Genomic DNA, 16,985 nt, shown 5'->3' on the forward strand with positions numbered 1-16,985 from the left:
GTCGAGCTTGCTCGACGGCGCTTACCCGCAATAAATGGCCGTGATGTTGTTGGTACGGCCCTTTTCGATGGTCAGGCGGTCGCCGCCTTCGCTGGCCGGCGGCACGCGCGGGCCGTCATGGCGCAGTACCTGCACGTGCAGACTGTCGCTGTCCACGCGCGCGCGTTCAACGGTGGCAGCCGATGCAGCCAGGCCCACCGCACCGCGCACCCTGTCGCTGTGGCACTGGCCGGAAATGACCCCGTCGATGGGTTGAACCTGTGCCATCGGCGTGCTGCTGCAGGCGGCGAGGGCGAGGCAGACGGCGGCGGTGGCGATGGCATGTTTCATTCGGGCGTTCCTCGTGTGGTTGCGTGCAGGGTGCGACGGCGCGCGTGGTGGCGGAATGAATGCCGTACACGCTGTGGACACGGTGCGCTCACTGCCGCCGACAACGAGGGTGGCGACACTGCACGAGCGGCGCACGCCGCCCCCGGTAGTGCCGGCCGCTGGCCGGCAACCCTGTTCCCCCCGAGGAGATCAGCATGGCCACCAGCAAGAAGGTTCCCGCCCGTCGCAAAGCCTCGCCCAAGGTGCGCAAAGGCAGCACCGCGACGAAGCCGGTTGCCGACACCGATCGCCCACGCGTGGTGAAAACCGCAACCCGCAAGGCCGCCGCCGGCGACCCGCGCGCGGCACGCGTGGCTTCGCGGCAGCGGCGCCTGCAGGATCAGGAGAAGGCCAAGGACGCGCGCGCCGCGAAGAAGGCAACGAAGAAGACCGCCACCCAGGCCGGTGCGCGCAGGCAACCTGAGGTCATGCCCGCCCAGCAGCTGACCAAGCCTGGGCATGAACACGAACTTGAGCTGGCGCCACGCTTCCTCGCGCCGGACTACGCTGGAAGCGGCAAGCTGCAGGGCCTGCGCGCGATCATCACCGGGGGCGATTCCGGTATCGGCCGCGCGGTGGCGGTGCTGTTCGCACGCGAGGGTGCGGACGTAGCCGTGCTGCACCTGGATGAAGCCGAGGATGCCGACATCACCCGCCAGCATGTCGAGCGCGAAGGCGGCCGCTGCGTGGTGATTGCCGGCGACGTGCGCGATCCGCGCTTCTGCAACCGGGCGGTGAAGCAGGTGGCCAAGGTGTTCGGTGGCATCGACATCCTGGTCAACAACGCGGCCTTCCAGCTGCATTGCCAGCGCCTGGAAGACCTGGAAGACGCCCACCTGCAGGAAACGTTGCAGACCAACATCGGCGGCTACATCCAGATGGCGCGCGCGGTGCTGCCGCATCTGGGCGAGGGCGCCAGCATCATCAACACCGGCTCGGAAACCGGGCTGTTCGGCAGCAAGGCGCTGATCGACTACTCGGCCACCAAGGGCGCGATCCATGCGTTCACCAAGGCGCTGGCCAGCCAGCTGCTGCCGCGTGGCATCCGGGTCAACTGCGTGGCGCCGGGCCCGGTGTGGACCCCGTTGAACCCCGCCGACAAGCAGGCGCAGGACGTGGCCGGGTTCGGCAAGGACAGCGACATGGGCCGGCCCGCGCAGCCGGAAGAGCTGTCACCGGCCTACGTGTTCCTGGCCTCGCCGGTCTGCGCCAGCTACATCAGCGGGGTGATCCTGCCGGTGATGGGCGGCCCGCGCGGCTAGCGAATCGGAACGTTGAGGCATGGGGTCAGATCCCTTTCGCCTGCGAAAGGGATCTGACCCCGCTCACTGCCCTACCGTTCGTCGGCCCATGACTTCCGGGGGGTTGACTACAGTTGTCGTCACGCTGACAGTGGCGACACGTGTAGTCAAGGGAGTGGTGTCATGCGTGGCAAGACGATCGGGGACCAGGAACTGGCCCTGCTGCAGTACATCGATGAACATGCGCCGGCCAGCGTCGGCGAGGTCGCCAGTGGCTACGGCGAGGCCCGGGGCCTGGCCCGTTCCACCGTGCTGACCATGATGGAGCGCCTGCGGGCGAAGGGGTATCTTCAGCGCAGGCAGCAGGACGGTGTCTACCGCTACCAGGCCACCCGTGGCCCGCAGAGCGTGCTGCAGGGCGCCGTGGCCCAGTTCGTCGACAACACCCTGCAGGGCTCGGTGTCGCCGTTCGTGGCCTACCTGTCACAGCGCCAGCAGGTCAGCGACAACGAACTGGCCGAACTGGAAGCGCTGGTTGCCCAACTCCAATCGCGCCGCCACGAGGGCTGAGCCATGGACACCACGATGCTGATCCCGATGTTGGAGCGGCTGGGCTGGACCAGCCTGCAGACCGTGCTGCTGGTGGCGCTGGTGTATGGCCTGTGCCGCGTGCTGCCGTCGCTGTCGGCGGCCACGCGCTGCCGCCTGTGGTGGCTGGTGTCGCTGCAGGCAGTTGTGGGCCTGTTCTGGAGCCAGCCGTTGCAGCTGGCCTGGCTGCCGGCCCCGCAGTCCGTGGCGATGACCACGACTGAAGTGATGACCGAGACGCTGCATCCGCTGGCCCCGGAAGCCTCGGCGCAGCTGCTGGCCGCGATGCCGATGCCGGCTGCCGACGTGCCGGCGGTGGCGTGGTGGGCAGTTGCCCTGGCCGCGCTGTGGGTATCTGGTGTGCTGCTGATGGCGCTGCGTACCTTCGGTGAGTGGCGCCGCTGCCGCGCGTTGCTCGCTACGGCCTATCCCTGCCAGGACGAGGCGCTGGTGCAGGCGCTGCAGTTGGCCTCCGATGCACATGGCGTGCGCCCGGCACCGCGACTGTGGATGAGCACGCAGGTGGACTCGCCGCAGCTGGTCGGGCCGTTCCGCCCGGTGCTGCTGCTGCCGGCCGGCGACAACGCCCTGCAGGGTGACGCGCTGGACCTGGCACTGACCCACGAACTGCAGCACCTGCAGCGTCGTGACCTGCAGTGGGGCCTGCTGCCCGCACTGGCCCAGCACCTGTTCTTCTTCCACCCGCTGCTGCGCCTGTCGGTGCGTGAATACGCCCAGGCCCGCGAGGAAGCGGTGGATGCGGCGGTGGTCGGCCAGCACGGCGCCAGCCGCCAGGCCTATGGCCGCCTGCTGCTGCAGCTGGGCGTGGCACCGCAGCCGCATCTGGGTGTGGCCAGCGCCGCACCGAGCGCCACCAGCCTCAAGCGCCGCCTGCTTTCGCTGCAGCCGCGCAGGGCCTGCCCGCGCCTGCTGGCAATGGCGTTGACCGCCGCCGTGGTGGTGGTGGGCGTGGCGCCGATGCGGCTGGTGGCCGCGCCGGTGCCGCCGGCACCGCCTGCGCCGCCGGCCGCACCGAAGGTTGCTGTGCCGCGGCCGCCGAAGGCCCCGGAAGCGCCGCCGGCACCGCCTGCATCAGCGGTACCGGCTGCACCGGTTGCCCCGGTGCCCCCCGCCGAGCCGACCGATGCGGAGGCGACGTCGGGCCCTGACGACGCGGATGTGGCGGTCGATGTCGATGCCGATGTGGATGTCGACACCGGCATGGACGCTGGCCGCACGACCTCGCGCATGTCGTCCATCACCACCTACGGCCGCCTGGATCTGGGCCAGTCTCCGTCGCAGGCGTTCGTGCTGGTGGATGGTGATTCGACCTTCGCCAACGGCGGCATCGACGATGTGACGCTGGCACGCAAACAGCTCGGCAAGGGCCCGGCGCTGTGGTTCCGCCAGGGTGACAAGCGCTATATCGTGCGCGACCCGATGCTGATCCAGTCGTTGCAGCGCGCCTATGCCGGTGCGGCGGACCTGGGGCGCCAGCAGAGCGAACTGGGCCGCCAGCAGAGTGCGCTGGGGCGCCAGCAGAGCGAGCTCGGCAAGCAGTTGGGCGAGATGGGCCGGATGCAGGGCGAGGAGGCGCGCCGGATGGCGATGGCCGCGGCTGAGGCTGCGCGCAGTGCGATGAGTGCGCACGACATCAATCGCGAAGCGGCGGCGGAAGCGGCAAAGGCGGCACGCGGCGCGACCAACGATGCGGCCGTTGCACGCGAGGCCGCGCGCGAGGCCGCCGCCGAAGCGCGTCGTGCGATGCAGGAAGCCCGCAGCGAGGCCGCGCAGTCCACCCGTACCCGCGACATGAGCCGGCTGGCCAGCCAGCAGGCCGAACTGTCCAGCCGCCAGGCGGCGCTGGGCAGCCAGCAGGCCGCGCTGGGCGAACGCCAGGCACGCCTGCATACGCAGGCATCGCAGCAGGCGCAGCAGGTGATCGCGCGCGCCCTGGCCAGCGGCAAGGCCGAACGCCTCTGAAACGGCGGTAGCGCCGGCCGCTGGCCGGCAACGAGGGGTGCCGGCCAGCGGCCGGCACGACCCTGGGGCGATCAACCGCAGCTGGCGCGCTCGATCCTGTTCTGCGCGTCCACCTGCACGGTCACCCGGTCCTGGCGGAAGTCCATGGTGACCGCCATGCCCGGCTTGACCACCCGCGCATTGCGCGCGCCGCTGGCGCTCACCAGCTGCTTGACGGTGGCCTCGTCGGCGGTCTTGCCGGTGAAGGCCTCGAGCGTCTCCGGCTTGCATTCGTGCGCAGCGTCGGCCACCGGCGGCGGGGTGGAATCGTGGGCGCCGCTGCTGCCGGCGTGGCTGCACGCGGCCAGTGGCAGGAGGGCGAACAGGACCAGGGGAGTGAGGCGCATCGTCGGGCTCCAGGCATGGATGGTGGCGGCAGTGTCACCGCTGCCACCGTCAGGTCGTGTCAACGCCCTGGGGCTGGACCAGCGCCAACGTCTCGCGCTCGCGCTGCTCCTCGCGTACCAACCGTTGCAGCAGCAGGGCCAGGGTCACTACGTCCTGGTGATTGTGGTCGGCTACACGGCGCAGGTTCACCGCATCGCCGCCGCGCAGGAAACGCAGCCACGCGCCGGGCGCCTCGGAGCCCGGCAGGTCGTCCTCGCGCACCACGCGCAGCAGCTGGCGTTCGATGGTGGACAGCTTGCAGTTGTCCCAGCTGCCGCGATAACGGCGGCGGGTGGGATAGAGCAGGTCCACATGGTCCAGTGCGCTGATCGGGTCCGGCTGGCGGGCCAGCCGGTAGCGTGCCTTCAGCAGTGGCGCATCGTAGCTGCGGCCGTTGTAGCTGCAGAACACGGTGGACGGCTGCAGCCAGCTGGCGAAGGTGGCCAGCATCGCGTCCTCGGCGGCCATCGTGGACATCAGCAGCTGGCGGATGCGCAGGCCTTCGCCGCGTTGCGCGCAGGCATGCCAGTCGGCGGCGCCGATCATGAAGGCACGGGTGCCGGTGCCACCGGCCAGGCCGGTGGTTTCGGTATCGAAGAACAGCAGGTCGCGCGCGGCCACGTGCTGGCCTTCGCGACGGGCGAAATCCAGCGACAGCGGCTGCGCCGGAATCGGCTGCGGCTGCAGCGACTCGATCAGGAACAGGCCCGGTGCGATTTCTTCGCCGGGCAGTTGTCGATCCTGCGCGCTGGCGCGTGCCGGGGCGGTACCACCGCGAGTGCGCAGGCCGAGCAGCCGATGCAGGCTGCCCACCTCGGGCCGACGCAGCGGTGCGGGAGCCGACGGTGCAGCCGCAGCGCCGGTCGGCTTGTGGCGGATCTCCTGCTCGACCCAGGCGAATACCGAACGCTCAGCCGGTGGCTGTCGTGCATCGTTGGCGGCCACCGGGGCCGGTGCTGCGGGCGGCGGCTCGACCGCAGGCGGCGTGCTCGCCTTCGGGTCGCCGGCCTGCTTGCGCAGCAGGCGCAGCTTGTCCAGGCTCAGGCTCACGGTGCCAGCAGCTCCATCGGGTCGCGCGTGGTCATCACCACATCGGGTACGTGCTGGCATGCTTCAGCGTCGAACAGGTCCAGCACGCGCAACGCCAGTGCGCGCGGTGAGGTTTCATCCTCTTCCTGCGCGGCCAGCACCGGGCCGACACAGGCCGGGCACCCGGCCTTGCAGTCGCAGCGCTGCACCAGTTCGCGCGCGCGCTGCACCAGTTCGGCCTGGCGCTGCCACAGCGGCTCGCTGAGGCCGACGCCGCCGGGGAAGTTGTCGTACAGGTACACGGTGGGCACGAATTCCTGCAGCAGCTCGACCACGCCGGGGTCGCCATTGCTGCCACGCAGTTGGCCACGACCGCTCTGGTCGGCGATCGCAAACCACGCGCCATCACCGTTGCCCACCGACTTCTGCAGGTCGCGCGCATCGGCCATCACCGCCACGGTGGCGACGATGTGCAAGGCGTAGGCGGCGCCGAGGAAGCCATCCAGCGCATCCTGCTTGCTGGCGAACGCGCGCAGCAGCAATGCCTGCGGCAACTGCCACCACACCGCGGTGGTGTGCAGTTCCTGGTCGGGCAGGTTCACCGGGCCGTAGCCGATGTTCTCGTGGGTGTAGTAGCGGATCTTCTTGTAGCCGGCCACGCGGCGCACCACGTGCACTTCGCCATGGTGCGAATCGCCACGGCCGGCCACGCCGCCGTCGAAACGGTCCAGCACCTTGAGCTTGGTGAAGTCGATGCTGTCGGTGTAGTAGTCCACGTGGGTGCGGGTGACGTAGGCCTTGCGCCCGTCCCAGTCCAGCGTCTCCACCTGGTACGGGGTGGACTGCACCATGTGGATCGCGCCTTCGTACAGGGTGAGCGCGGCGGCGGAGTAATCCACTTCGGCGATGATCTGCTGGCGGCCATCGCTGCGGTCGACCACCACGAAGTTGCCATCGGCCACCGCGCGCAGGCTGACCGCGTTGGCCGGGTAGCTGTCGGCGATCCATTCCCAGCGTTCGCCCTCGCGGTGGATCACTTCGGTCTCGGCCAGCGCTTCCAGGAACACTTCCGGATCGATCGGGCCGAAGCCATCGCCGACCCGGAACGGCAGCTCGAACGCGGCGCAGCGGATGTGGTCGAACAGGATCAGTGGCTGGTCCGGCGCAATGCGCGCGTGTTCGGGCGAGGCCTCGGCGAAGAAATCCGGATGGCGCACCACGTACTGGTCCAGCGGCTGCGAGCTGGCCACCATGACGCCCAGCGCGGGCTGCTGGCGGCGGCCGGCGCGGCCGAAGCGCTGCCAGGTGGCGGCCACACTGCCGGGATAGCCGTTGAGGATCACCACGTCCAGGCTGCCGATATCCACGCCCAGTTCCAGCGCCGAGGTGCTGACGATGCCGTCGATGTTGCCGGCACGCATCGCACGTTCGGTCTCGCGTCGCTCGGTGGGCAGGTAGCCGCCGCGGTAGGCGCGGATGCGTGGTGGCTTGCGCGGATCGTGGTCGAAGATGTCCTTCAGGTACTTGGTCAGTACCTCCACCATCAGGCGCGTCTGCGCGAACACCAGCGTCTTCAGCCCGGATTTGATCGCGATGCGCGCGATGCGGTTGCTCTGCGAACGTGCCGACGCGCGCAGGCCCAGGTCCGGGTTGATCACCGGCGGGTTCCACAGCAGCACCTGCTTGGGCCCACTGGGCGCGCCGGATTCGGTGATGGCGGTGACCGGCGCCTCGATCAGCGCCTCGGCATGTGCCTGCGGGTTGCCGATGGTGGCCGAGCACAGGATGAACTGCGGTTGCACGCCGTAGAACGCGCAGATGCGCTTGAGCCGGCGCAGCACGTTGGTGACGTGACTGCCGAACACACCGCGGTAGGTATGCACTTCGTCGATGACGATGTAGCGCAGGTTCTCGAAGAACTGCGCCCACTTGGTGTGGTGCGGCAGGATGGCCTGGTGCAGCATGTCCGGGTTGGACACCACGATGTCGCCATGCAGTCGGATGGCCTGGCGCGCATCGCCGGGGGTGTCGCCGTCGAAGGTGAAGGCCTTTACGCCCAGATCGCCGGCGCGGTTGAGTTCCAGCAGTTCGGCCACCTGGTCCTGGGCCAGCGCCTTGGTCGGAAACAGGTACAGCGCCTTGGCCTTGTCCTGCATTGCGGCACTGACCACCGGCAGGGTGTAGCACAGCGACTTGCCGCTGGCGGTGGGGGTGACGATGGCCACATGCTCGCCGCGCTGGCTGGCCTCCCAGGCCTGCGCCTGGTGGCTGTAGAGCTGCTCGATGCCGCGCGCCTTCAGCGCGGCGGCCAGTGCCGGTGGCACCGAGTCGGGAACCGGCGCGTAGCGGCCTTCGCGGCCGGGAATGGCGAAGCTGCCGGTGATGCGGTCCTGGTAGCGGCGCTGCAGGCGCGCACTGAGCAGCGCACCGTCGCGGGCGGGCAGGCCGTCGCGGGTGGCGAGCTTCTGCTCCGCATCGGCGGTGCGCTTGGCGAGTTCGTAGGCCATGGAAAGTGGAGCCGGGACGGTTTGCGAGGGGTCACATGGCACCACATCCACGTCTCAGGATGTGAGACACCGGCGTGGGACGGGGTGAACCGTTCAGTGCGCTGGCGGCGGCCGATCGGCCAGTGCGGCGGTGTAGAGGGCGGTCCGACGCAGCGCATGCCGTGTCCTGCGCACGACGCGGATGGGCTGCCACAGCGTGATGGCCAGGGCCAGCAGCCACCACAGCCGCCACGCGTCCGCACGCGCGGCGCCCGCATCGCCGATCAGGTCCGAGCTTGTCCAGCCGAACAACAGCACCACCAGCATCATCCCCAGCCAGGCCAGTGGCCACAGCGCACCGCTGGGCGGATGGTGGTGGTGGTCCTCCACGCGGGACCAATGCGGTCCAGCGCCCAGTACGACGCCGTCGCTCTCGCGCACGTCCAGCCGTATGCGTCTGCCGCTGACGAAGTGTCCGCTGCCCAGCCACTCCGCCGGCAGTTCAATGCGGCGGTCACTGCCGATCAGCCACAACGGCGGATGCTGTGGGTGCAGCTCGAAGTCGGCGAGCCTGCCGCGGAGCTGCAGGACACGCTGCGGCGCCGCTGGCCCGCGCCGTCGCGGCCGCGCCAGCCAGAGCGCAAGCGTGGCGATCGCAAGCAGCGGACTGCACAGCAGCAGTTGCAGCCAGAACGGCGAGTCGTCATGCAGGCCGGCCGCAGCACCAAGGGCCAGCAATGCCACCAGCAGTCCCGTCCAGCGCGTGGGCCGATGGCGGCGAAGACGGACTTCCGCAGTACTCTCCATTCGCATGCCAAGGACTTCACTGGGTGCCAGCGAATGCACCCGATGTCGCCGGGGCCGCAGGAGCAGGGGTTCGAAAGGAGCCTCTTCGATTGCAGTGGTGCGATCGGCACGCCGCTGTGCGCCGACGATATGGAAGCCGTTCAGGCGCACGACCAGGGCCATGCCATCGGCCAGTACCACCTCGGCGTGATTGTCGGTGGTGATGTGGCGCCAGGCATCGAAGGGCAGCAGGACCGCGATCTCTCCCAGGTCGGCATGATTGATCGCGCGCGCACCGAACAGCGAGGCATTGCCAAATGCCCCGGATACCACGCGGACCTGCTGGTCGTGGGCGTAGCCGGTCAGCGCGCGCACCACGGCCAGGGCCGCGTTCTCGTCGTCGCTGAGTACACGGCAAGGTGGCTGCCGGCGCAGCTCGGCAAAGGCCCGCCTGCGCCGCGACGCCCATTCGGCGTAGGCGATCAGCACCATCGGGGCCAGCAGAAACACCAGGACCAGTGCCAGTGCCGGCGACATCAGCAACGGCCGTGGTGTGGACGACGGGAGGGGAGCGGCATGGGGTTCATCGGCAGCGGATGCAGGGCAGTCCGCAGACTGGGTGTTTCTGCCTGCAAGGGGAATGCAAGTAGTTGCAGATCGCGATCGGGGCCACCACGAAGGGTGCGCCGAGAGAAGCTGAACACCGGCGCAGGCCACAACGAAATCTGAAGCCGGCATCCGTATCCTTGAGTGCTGGACGCAACCAACAGGGTGGATGGCTGTGGCACGACGTGGAACGCAGGGAGCACTCCTGGCCGGCCTGCTGCTGGCAGGCATCGCGCAGGCACAGCAGGCCACGCCGACAGCGGCGCCCGATCCTGCGCCCGCTCCCCCTGCCGATGCGCCGGCCGCACCCACCGCACCGGACTCCACCGCCCTGCCGCAGGACAATGTGACCACCCTCGGCGAAGTGCGTGCGCTCAAGCCCGACGACGAACCGCTGGACCTGTACCGCTTCAAGAACCCGGTGAAGTTCGGCGACAACCGCTTCAGCCGCGACTGGAGCGAGCCGCCGTCGCCCGAACAGGTCAGCCTGGGCGGTGGCTACATCATGATGGGCGTGGTCAAGGGCGTGCTGGCGGCGGGCCGGGGCTTGAACAAGCTCACCGGCGGGCCGGACCAGATCCAGTCGGCCATCGCACGGCCGCCACCGGAACTGAGTGTCGAGCAACAGCGCCGCGCGCTGCAGTTCTGTCAGGCGCAGGAGGGTTGCGCGGCGCCGCCATCCCGATAGCCCGGTTATCCTGCCGGCGTCTCCATGGATGTGACTGCCATGTACCTGCGTACGTTCTGCCTGCTGGCCGCGTTGCTGCCGGCCTCCGCCTTCGCTTCGGACATTGCCGATGACGGCAGCTGCCGCAACGGCGCCTTCCCCTCTGATCAAAGCCGGTTCGCGCTGGCGCGGGTGGTCGATGCACCGCGCCTGTACCTGCTTGGCGACATGGACGGTTGCCCCGCCAAGGGCGAACCGGCCTGCCGCCAGCGCAGCTACGTGGTCAACGGCGATACGGTGGTGACCGGGCGCGATCTGGGCCGCTACCGTTGCGCGTTCTTCCCGAACAAGGTCGGCGGCAGTGCGGGCTGGGTGGACCGCAGCAAGCTGCAGCCGTTGCCTGCGGTGGTGCCGTCGCTGCCGGACTGGGCGGGCAACTGGAAGAACGGCGACAACGGTCTGCGCATCTCGGTGCAGGGTGGGCAGCTGCATGTGGAAGGCGATGCCTACTGGCCGTCCGCCAACCCTACCCCGGAGCAGCGCCCGTATGGGCCGAACATCGGCCAGGTGGAAGCGCGTGCGACGCCGCGTGGCGCCGATGTGGAATTTGCCGAGGACACCTGCAGGGTGCGCGTGCACTCGCTGGGCGAGGTGCTGATCGTGGCCGACAACAGCGAGTGCGGTGGCATGAACGTGCGCTTCAATGGCGTGTACCGGCGGAACAAGTAGAACCACGCCATGCGTGGATGTTGTCTGCGGTCCTACCTGCGGGGTCAGAGCCCTTTCGCGGGCGAAAGGGATCCGACCCCGGAATTACCGCCGCCGCTCCCGCCACCACAACAACGCGGCACACAGCACGAAGGCCAGCCACCAGGGCCAGCGTGAGCCGGTCACCGGCTGCATGACCGAGGTGTCGGCCGAGGTGTGCGACGCCAGCGCCTGCGTGGTCGCATCGATCATCGCCTGCCGATGCAGCGCTGGCGCCTGCTTCGGGTCGAACACATAACGCCAGACCGTGCTGTCGCCGTAGCGCAGGCGCTGCCAGCCCGCTTCGCGTGGCCACCAGCCGGCGCAGCGCAGGGCCGATGTCGCACCATCGACGATCAGCGGCACGCTGTCACCACGCGGGTTGAAGACCTGCAACGGCGCCTGCACCCCACACAGTGCCTGCCGCTCACCTGCCCAGGCGATCGACTGCGGTGACCACAGCGCATCACCGCCGGTCTGCGCACGTGCCAGCGTGGCGACCACGCCGCTCCACAGTTCGCCGTGGCGGTCATCGCGACCGGCCAGCACCCAGCGCCAGCTGTCGGTCAGTGGCAGCAGGCCGATGCGGCCCTTGCCGACCGCGCGCCAGCCGCCGACGGTGTTGCCGCCACGGTCCAGCAGCAGAGGGTTGCTGCCCGGGGCCTGCAGCGCCAGTGCTTCCAGCGCGGGCAGGGGGGCACTGTGCGAGCTGCGGTCGGCGTCCTCGCCGTCGCGGGTGGGCAGCGTGCCGGCGGCCAGCGGGCCACGCCGTGCGGCCAGCATCGCGCTTTCGCCGTCGCCTGCAAGTTCAACGGCGCGGCTGCTGCCGTCACCCCGCAGCGGCAGGCCCAGATCATGCAGGCGTTGGCGCGCCCCGGGCGACGGTGCGCCGGCACTGCGGACCAGCACGCCCAGTCCATCGCGCAGCGCCTGGCGCACGCCAGCCAGCTGGGCTGAACTCAATGCCGCCAGGCTGCGTTCGTCCAACAGCAGCAGGTCAGCGCGGGCCAGTGAGGCCGCATCAAGCGACACCGCGCCATCGCCGACGCTGAGACCGGCGCCGGTATCGGCCTGCACCTGCACGCGGATGCCGGCATCGGCGGCCCAACGGCGCAGGTACTTCAGCTCCGGCCCCGGCGCGCTGGCGCGTACCAGCAGGCGCAGCGGTGCGGCTGGCAGCGTCTGTTGCGGCACCGGCACGGTGTCCACCACGTGCCCGCTGGCATCGAGCAGGCGCAGGCGGAACACACTGCGGCCTTCGGCGCGGGCGACGCCACTGAGCCGCACACCACCGTCACCGGTCAGATCCGCGCGATCAATCACGCTGTCGGCCGGGTCCAGCAGTTCGGCCTTGGCGTTGGCCACGCCGCGCGCCTGCGCCCGTACCTCGAAGCGCGCGCCCGGGGCGACATCGGCCGGGGGCTGCAGCGCGATCCAGCCGTGCGGTGCGGGCGCTGGTTGCCAGCGCACGTCGCCGGGCAGCACCGCGTCGCGATCGCGCGCGCTGAGGCCGCCACCGACCAGGGTCAGCGTGGACGCCGGATGCTGGCGCAGCGCGGTGGCCAGATCGGGCACGCGCTGGCCGCCCGCCACAGGGGCCGCCTCCGGCAACAGCAGCAGCGGGCTGTCGCTGGCCGGCAGTGCGCCGGCGTTGTCGGCCCCGGCGCTGAGCACCACCAGGCCCGCCGCGGGCCGCTGATGGCTTGGTGGCAGCAGACAGAAGTACAGCAACGCTGCAGCAACGACCTGCAATCCCACAATGATCCACGGGCGACCACGATGCGCCGTGCGTGCGCGCAACTGGCGCACGCTGGCGATGGCCACGACCAGGGCCAGTGCCAGCGCGATCCACAGGTTCAAACCGGAGGCGTTCATGGCTGCGCCTCCAGCGCGTCGAGATAGCGCTGCCCCATCGCATCGGCCGCGCTGCGCCGCATCACCTGTGGCAACGGTCGCTGCAGGGCGCGCCACAGCTGCGCGCGCAGGCGTTGACGGCAGTCGCCGCAGCCGGGTTCGATGCGCAGCTGTTCGATGGCGGCGGCCAGATCCAGTGCGTCGGGCAGGTAGGCGGCGTTGCGCTGCTGCCAGCCGGCCAGCGCATCCAGATCAGGGGCGCCGGCGTCGTCGCCGAGACGCTGCCAGGCTTCAACAATGGCCGGATCCGGCGGCGTGCGTGCGGCCAACGGCAGTTCGCGGCTGGCCAGCCCGGCGCGATCACCGCCCAGCCGGCGGCTTTCATCGATCGGCGGCAGCTCCGGCCCGACCCGCGCCAGGTAGATGCGTTCGGCCTGCTGCACCTGCTTGATGAAGCCCAGCGCCTTGTATGCGAACGGCAGTGCCTGCTGCGGGCGGCCCTGGCGCAGCTCGCCTTCGGCCGACCACATCTGGTCCAGCGCCGCCTTCAGTGTGGCGCGGGTCTGCGGGTCGAGCAGGGTGGCTGCCTCGGCGTGGTCGTGGGTGTGGCCGTACTCGGACAGCACATCGGTGGCGCTGCCGAACACCGGCGGCGTATCAGCGTTGCCGGCGCTGCCGCCATGATCGTGGCCATGCTCGTCGTGTGCGCCGGCGTCTGCGCCATGGTCGTGATCGTGATCGTCGTCATGGCGGTCTGCGGTAGGCGCGTCGCTGGTGGGCAAGTCGCTGGTCGGCGGTGGCTTGGGCGCGCCCTCGCTTTCCTCGCCCAGGAACTGGCCGTAGCGCAGGCGCAGGATGCGCTGGTCGACACCGATCGCGTCGCTGCGTTTGACGAAGTCCTCGGCGCCCAGGCTGCGCTGCTGGCGGATCAACGCCTCGGCGTCGATGATGATCTGGCGCTGGCTGCGGAAGTAGGCCGGCAGCGTCTTCTTGATGCGGCCTTCCAGCTCGGCGCCGAGTGCCACTTCGGCACTGGGCAGGCGCAGGATGACGCTGCTGCTGCGCCCCACCTGCGCTACCGGTGCGTGGTTGTCGCGCACCTCCAGCTGGGCGATCACATCGTTGCCGGGCTGCGCACCCAGCGCGGCCAGATCGAGGGTATGCGCGAAGCGTCGTGCGCTCGGCTCGCCACTGCCGGTGAGGCGGACACTGCGCTTGAGGAAGGTGATGTTCTCGCCGCTGCCCTGGGTGGTGGTGATCGACAGGGTCGCCTGTGCGGCCACGCCGTAATCGTCGTTGGCCTCGAAGCGCAGTGCCCATTGCCGTTGCCCGGGCGTGCCCAGTACCAGGCTGGCAGCCGGTTCCAGCACGCGCACGCTGGGCGCGCGATCGGCCACCACGTCCAGCCGATGCAGGCGGGTTTCGGCCAGTGCCGGTTCGCTCACCACGCGATAGAGCACCGGCGCGCGTGCCACGTCCTGCGCCTGCCATTGGCCGTCCTGCTCGTTCAGCGGCAGGCGTCGGCCATCGTGGAACTGCAACCACGCCCTGCTCGGTGCACGGTCGAAGCGCAGCGACCAGGACAGGCGGCTGTCGGCGGCCACCTTGGCATCCAGCGCGTTCTGGGTGAGCGTGGCCTGGCCGGTATAGGCCGGTGCGTCGATGCGCAGGCGGCTCGACTGCAGATGCAACGGGCCGGCGGGCACGGAGCTGCCTGGTACCACCGAGGCAGCGGCGCCGGGGCCGTTGCCCGGGTGTGGCCAACCCAGTGCCAGCAGCGAGATGGCCAGGCCTGCGATCCAGCACACGGCCAGCGCCGTGCGCGGCCAGCGCGGGCGAAGCTCCGGCATTGCACGTTGCAGCAGCGCCAGCACATGCGTGCGCTGGCGCTGCTGCAGTGGATTGAGCGTGGTGGTGTCGGCGAACAGCAGATCGGCACTGTCCTCACTGGCACCGCTGCCATCGAGCTGGCGTTGCAGCCACTGCCGGTCCAGCCGGCGCGCGCGCGCCGTGGCCAGCGCTGCGCAGGCAAGCAGGCCGACCGTGCCGACCACACAGGCGAGGTCGAAGCCGGCCAGGCGCAGGGTCAGCACCGTGGCGGCCAATGCCCAGGGCAGGCCCAGCAGCAGGGTGATGAGCGCGCGTCGTCGTCGTGCGCGCTGCCAGGCGTGCTGCAGGGTACTCATGCAGGCACCCTGCGGCGGGCGCTGCTGGCCATCCAGCGTTCCAGTGCGAACAGCAGCACGATCAGCAGCACCAGCCAGGCGGTGGGTTCACGCAGCGGAGGTGTTGCCGCAGGCAATGCCGCGTGCTGCGGCGTGTGGTCTGCCGGATCGCCCAGGCGCGGTGGCGGCGGGGGTTGCAGCGCCAGCAGCAGCGAACGCGGCAGCCCGGGATCGCGCAGCGCAGGGTTGCTGGCGATGTCCCAGTCACCGGGCAATGACAGCAGGCGGCCCTGGCCGATGCGCTGCTGCCACAGCAGCGGTGTGCCTTCAGGGCTGCGCAGCAGTACCGCAGCCTCGGCGGTGGGCTTGGCGGCGGTCAGTACCGTGCCACCGTCGCGCAGCCACGCCTGCCAGGCCGGTGGCAGCGCATCGTTGCGGCTCCAGGTGCCGATCTGGCCGGGTTCGGGCAGGGCACCGGCCGCCAACGGTGCCGGTTGCGCCTGCACGGCCCAGGCCCGCTGCAGCGCGTCCAGCCAATGCCGGGCGGCACCGGGTGCATCGGCAGGTACGCGCAATCGCGGCGGCGGTGCTGCACCCGCCTCAGTGGTGACCGTAAGCGGGTGCGGTTTCCACTGCACATCGCGCGACAGCTGCAGGCGTGCACCGTCCAGGCCGGGCAGCGGATCGGGCACGTGCACGGTCAATACCGTTCCTGCGGGCAGCTGCGCGTCCACCTCGCGCAGCAGGCTGGGCAGGGAGGCGGATGATGCAGGTGGCGCCTGATCGACAGCGGGGAAGCCAGGTGCCAGCCAGTGCCAGTTGCCATCCTCGCCCGTTCCACGCAGTGCCGTAGCATCCAGGCCCGGGGCCACCACCGTCCACGCAGCGGGGACCGGCGCCGGGCCGGTCAACGCAGGCCGTGCCAGCAGCAGCGCCAGCGCGGCCAGCAGCACCATGCGTACCAGCAGCAACGGCCAATCATCGAAGCGGATGCGCTGGCGCGGCCGTATCTGTGCGCGCAGCCAACGCAGTGCGGCGAAATCCAGCGGCGTATACGGATGGCGACGGGCGAGATGGATCAGCAGCGGCAGCAACCAGGCGGCAAGTGCCGCCAGCCCCAGTGGAAACAGCAGGTTCATGCGCCGCCTCCGCGGCCGAACAGGGCCTGCAGGGGCTGGTCCAACGGCTGGTCGAGCCAGCCGGTGGCGCTGGCGATGCCACTGGCCTGCAGGCGCGCCTGCAGCGCGCTGCGCGCACCGGCGAACCGTTGCAGATAATCGGCGCGGATCGCTGCGCCATCGCCCAGCAGCTCCTCACCGGTCTCCGGGTCGCGGAAGCGGTGGCCGGCGTCGAATGGGAAATCGCGTTCGTCGGCGGTGAGGATCTGCAGCAGTGCCACTTCGCGGCGGGCACTGGCCAGTTGTTCCAGCAGCACGATGCCGGCCTCGTCGAAGCCATCGCCGATGGCCAGCAGCAGGTCGCCCGGGCGCACGCGCTCCCACAGCGGGCGCAGTCGCTCGCTCTGCGGCCAGCCGCCACGTGCCTGCAGCGCCTGTAATTGCAGATACACACGGTCGCGCTGGCGCGCACCGCTCGCGGCCGGCACCAGCTGCAGGCCGTCGCCATTGATCGCCAACAGGCCGAAGCGATCACCCTGTTGCAGGGCCAGCTCGACCAGGCACGCCGCCACGCCACGCATATGGTCCAGTCGTGTGCGCTGTGGTGCCGCGCGATCAACCTGGCCGGCCGAGGCGGTGGCATCGAGCAGAAGCCAGACCGTGATCGGGCTTTCGCGTTCGGATTCGCGCACGAAGAAGCGGTCCGAGCGCGCATACAGCTTCCAGTCGATCTGGCGCAGTTCGTCGCCGGGCTCATAGGCGCGGTACTGGGCGAATTCGAGGCCGGCACCACGGCTGCGGCTGGCGTGCTGGCCGATGCCACTGGCACCGCTGGCCAGGCGTGGCCGCAACCGCAGCAGGCGCAGGCGCGCGCGCAGTTCCGGTGGCAACGTCAGCGGGGCACCTGCGTTCACGCGTGG

General features: G+C 70.1%; 14 protein-coding genes. 5 read left to right on the top strand and 9 right to left on the bottom strand.

The features are described from left to right. Nucleotides 1-21: 21 nt before the first annotated feature. Nucleotides 22-330 (bottom strand): hypothetical protein, encoded by a 309-nt coding sequence (locus C9412_RS09325; RefSeq protein WP_057498391.1) that lies wholly within the window; start codon nucleotides 328-330, stop codon nucleotides 22-24. Nucleotides 331-524: 194 nt separating this feature from the next. Between C9412_RS09325 and C9412_RS09330 the strand changes: the two genes are divergently transcribed. From C9412_RS09330 to C9412_RS09340, 3 genes are all read left to right on the top strand, one after another. Next, nucleotides 525-1,631 carry an SDR family oxidoreductase gene (locus C9412_RS09330; protein ID WP_107231365.1) on the top strand — a complete coding sequence of 369 codons (1,107 nt, stop codon included), beginning with the start codon at nucleotides 525-527 and terminating at the stop codon, nucleotides 1,629-1,631. A 162-nt stretch (nucleotides 1,632-1,793) separates the two neighbouring features. Further along, the gene (locus C9412_RS09335; protein ID WP_019661969.1) at nucleotides 1,794-2,180 is read left to right on the top strand and encodes a BlaI/MecI/CopY family transcriptional regulator; all 387 of its coding nucleotides are present in this window, start codon (nucleotides 1,794-1,796) and stop codon (nucleotides 2,178-2,180) included. 3 nt (nucleotides 2,181-2,183) lie between these two features. Further along, nucleotides 2,184-4,181 (top strand): M56 family metallopeptidase, encoded by a 1,998-nt coding sequence (locus C9412_RS09340; RefSeq protein ID WP_107231366.1) that lies wholly within the window; start codon nucleotides 2,184-2,186, stop codon nucleotides 4,179-4,181. A 71-nt stretch (nucleotides 4,182-4,252) separates the two neighbouring features. On the opposite strand, the gene C9412_RS09345 is transcribed toward C9412_RS09340, so the two are convergent. The 4 genes from C9412_RS09345 to C9412_RS09360 form a co-directional block, all read right to left on the bottom strand. After that, nucleotides 4,253-4,567 carry an I78 family peptidase inhibitor gene (locus C9412_RS09345; RefSeq protein WP_107231367.1) on the bottom strand — a complete coding sequence of 105 codons (315 nt, stop codon included), beginning with the start codon at nucleotides 4,565-4,567 and terminating at the stop codon, nucleotides 4,253-4,255. Between the two features lie 49 nt (nucleotides 4,568-4,616). Continuing rightward, nucleotides 4,617-5,657, bottom strand: a complete 1,041-nt coding sequence (locus tag C9412_RS09350) for a ribonuclease H-like domain-containing protein (protein WP_107231368.1) — start codon at nucleotides 5,655-5,657, stop codon at nucleotides 4,617-4,619. Beyond that, entirely contained in the window at nucleotides 5,654-8,143 is a 2,490-nt protein-coding gene (locus tag C9412_RS09355; protein ID WP_107231369.1) for a DEAD/DEAH box helicase, read from the bottom strand. The genes C9412_RS09350 and C9412_RS09355 overlap by 4 nt, the downstream gene beginning before the upstream one ends. A gap of 93 nt (nucleotides 8,144-8,236) precedes the next feature. After that, nucleotides 8,237-9,400 (bottom strand): intracellular growth attenuator family protein, encoded by a 1,164-nt coding sequence (locus tag C9412_RS09360; RefSeq protein WP_146160168.1) that lies wholly within the window; start codon nucleotides 9,398-9,400, stop codon nucleotides 8,237-8,239. Between the two features lie 283 nt (nucleotides 9,401-9,683). Between C9412_RS09360 and C9412_RS09365 the strand changes: the two genes are divergently transcribed. Beyond that, nucleotides 9,684-10,202: a hypothetical protein gene (locus tag C9412_RS09365; protein WP_107231371.1), complete on the top strand. Its 519-nt coding sequence runs from the start codon at nucleotides 9,684-9,686 to the stop codon at nucleotides 10,200-10,202. Nucleotides 10,203-10,241: 39 nt separating this feature from the next. After that, on the top strand, nucleotides 10,242-10,910 hold the full coding sequence (locus C9412_RS09370; protein WP_107231372.1) for a hypothetical protein: 669 nt from the start codon (nucleotides 10,242-10,244) through the stop codon (nucleotides 10,908-10,910). Between the two features lie 84 nt (nucleotides 10,911-10,994). On the opposite strand, the gene C9412_RS09375 is transcribed toward C9412_RS09370, so the two are convergent. The 4 genes from C9412_RS09375 to C9412_RS09390 are packed head-to-tail and all read right to left on the bottom strand — an operon-like array spanning nucleotide 10,995 to nucleotide 16,979. After that, complete coding sequence (locus C9412_RS09375) at nucleotides 10,995-12,803, bottom strand: hypothetical protein (RefSeq protein WP_107231373.1); 1,809 nt, start codon at nucleotides 12,801-12,803, stop codon at nucleotides 10,995-10,997. Continuing rightward, complete coding sequence (locus tag C9412_RS09380) at nucleotides 12,800-14,968, bottom strand: hypothetical protein (protein ID WP_107231374.1); 2,169 nt, start codon at nucleotides 14,966-14,968, stop codon at nucleotides 12,800-12,802. Before C9412_RS09380 ends, C9412_RS09375 begins: the two co-directional genes overlap by 4 nt. Further along, nucleotides 14,965-16,086, bottom strand: coding sequence for a BatA domain-containing protein (locus tag C9412_RS09385; RefSeq protein WP_107231375.1), 1,122 nt, complete (start codon nucleotides 16,084-16,086; stop codon nucleotides 14,965-14,967). The genes C9412_RS09380 and C9412_RS09385 overlap by 4 nt, the downstream gene beginning before the upstream one ends. Beyond that, a complete protein-coding gene (locus C9412_RS09390; protein WP_107231376.1) occupies nucleotides 16,083-16,979 on the bottom strand; it encodes a DUF58 domain-containing protein in 897 nt (298 codons plus the stop codon). Before C9412_RS09390 ends, C9412_RS09385 begins: the two co-directional genes overlap by 4 nt. Nucleotides 16,980-16,985 lie beyond the last annotated feature (6 nt).

It is taken from the genome of Stenotrophomonas sp. Nf1 (assembly GCF_003028475.1).
Lineage (GTDB): Bacteria > Pseudomonadota > Gammaproteobacteria > Xanthomonadales > Xanthomonadaceae > Stenotrophomonas.

What these genes read in the sequence shown, in the direction of transcription:
- C9412_RS09325 (WP_057498391.1), bottom strand. Translation starts at nt 330, where the DNA reads ATGAAACATGCCATCGCCACCGCCGCCGTCTGCCTCGCCCTCGCCGCC.
- C9412_RS09330 (WP_107231365.1), top strand. Translation starts at nt 525, where the DNA reads ATGGCCACCAGCAAGAAGGTTCCCGCCCGTCGCAAAGCCTCGCCCAAG.
- C9412_RS09335 (WP_019661969.1), top strand. Translation starts at nt 1,794, where the DNA reads ATGCGTGGCAAGACGATCGGGGACCAGGAACTGGCCCTGCTGCAGTAC.
- C9412_RS09340 (WP_107231366.1), top strand. Translation starts at nt 2,184, where the DNA reads ATGGACACCACGATGCTGATCCCGATGTTGGAGCGGCTGGGCTGGACC.
- C9412_RS09345 (WP_107231367.1), bottom strand. Translation starts at nt 4,567, where the DNA reads ATGCGCCTCACTCCCCTGGTCCTGTTCGCCCTCCTGCCACTGGCCGCG.
- C9412_RS09355 (WP_107231369.1), bottom strand. Translation starts at nt 8,143, where the DNA reads ATGGCCTACGAACTCGCCAAGCGCACCGCCGATGCGGAGCAGAAGCTC.
- C9412_RS09360 (WP_146160168.1), bottom strand. Translation starts at nt 9,400, where the DNA reads ATGGTGCTGATCGCCTACGCCGAATGGGCGTCGCGGCGCAGGCGGGCC.
- C9412_RS09365 (WP_107231371.1), top strand. Translation starts at nt 9,684, where the DNA reads ATGGCTGTGGCACGACGTGGAACGCAGGGAGCACTCCTGGCCGGCCTG.
- C9412_RS09370 (WP_107231372.1), top strand. Translation starts at nt 10,242, where the DNA reads ATGTACCTGCGTACGTTCTGCCTGCTGGCCGCGTTGCTGCCGGCCTCC.
- C9412_RS09375 (WP_107231373.1), bottom strand. Translation starts at nt 12,803, where the DNA reads ATGAACGCCTCCGGTTTGAACCTGTGGATCGCGCTGGCACTGGCCCTG.
- C9412_RS09380 (WP_107231374.1), bottom strand. Translation starts at nt 14,968, where the DNA reads ATGAGTACCCTGCAGCACGCCTGGCAGCGCGCACGACGACGACGCGCG.
- C9412_RS09385 (WP_107231375.1), bottom strand. Translation starts at nt 16,086, where the DNA reads ATGAACCTGCTGTTTCCACTGGGGCTGGCGGCACTTGCCGCCTGGTTG.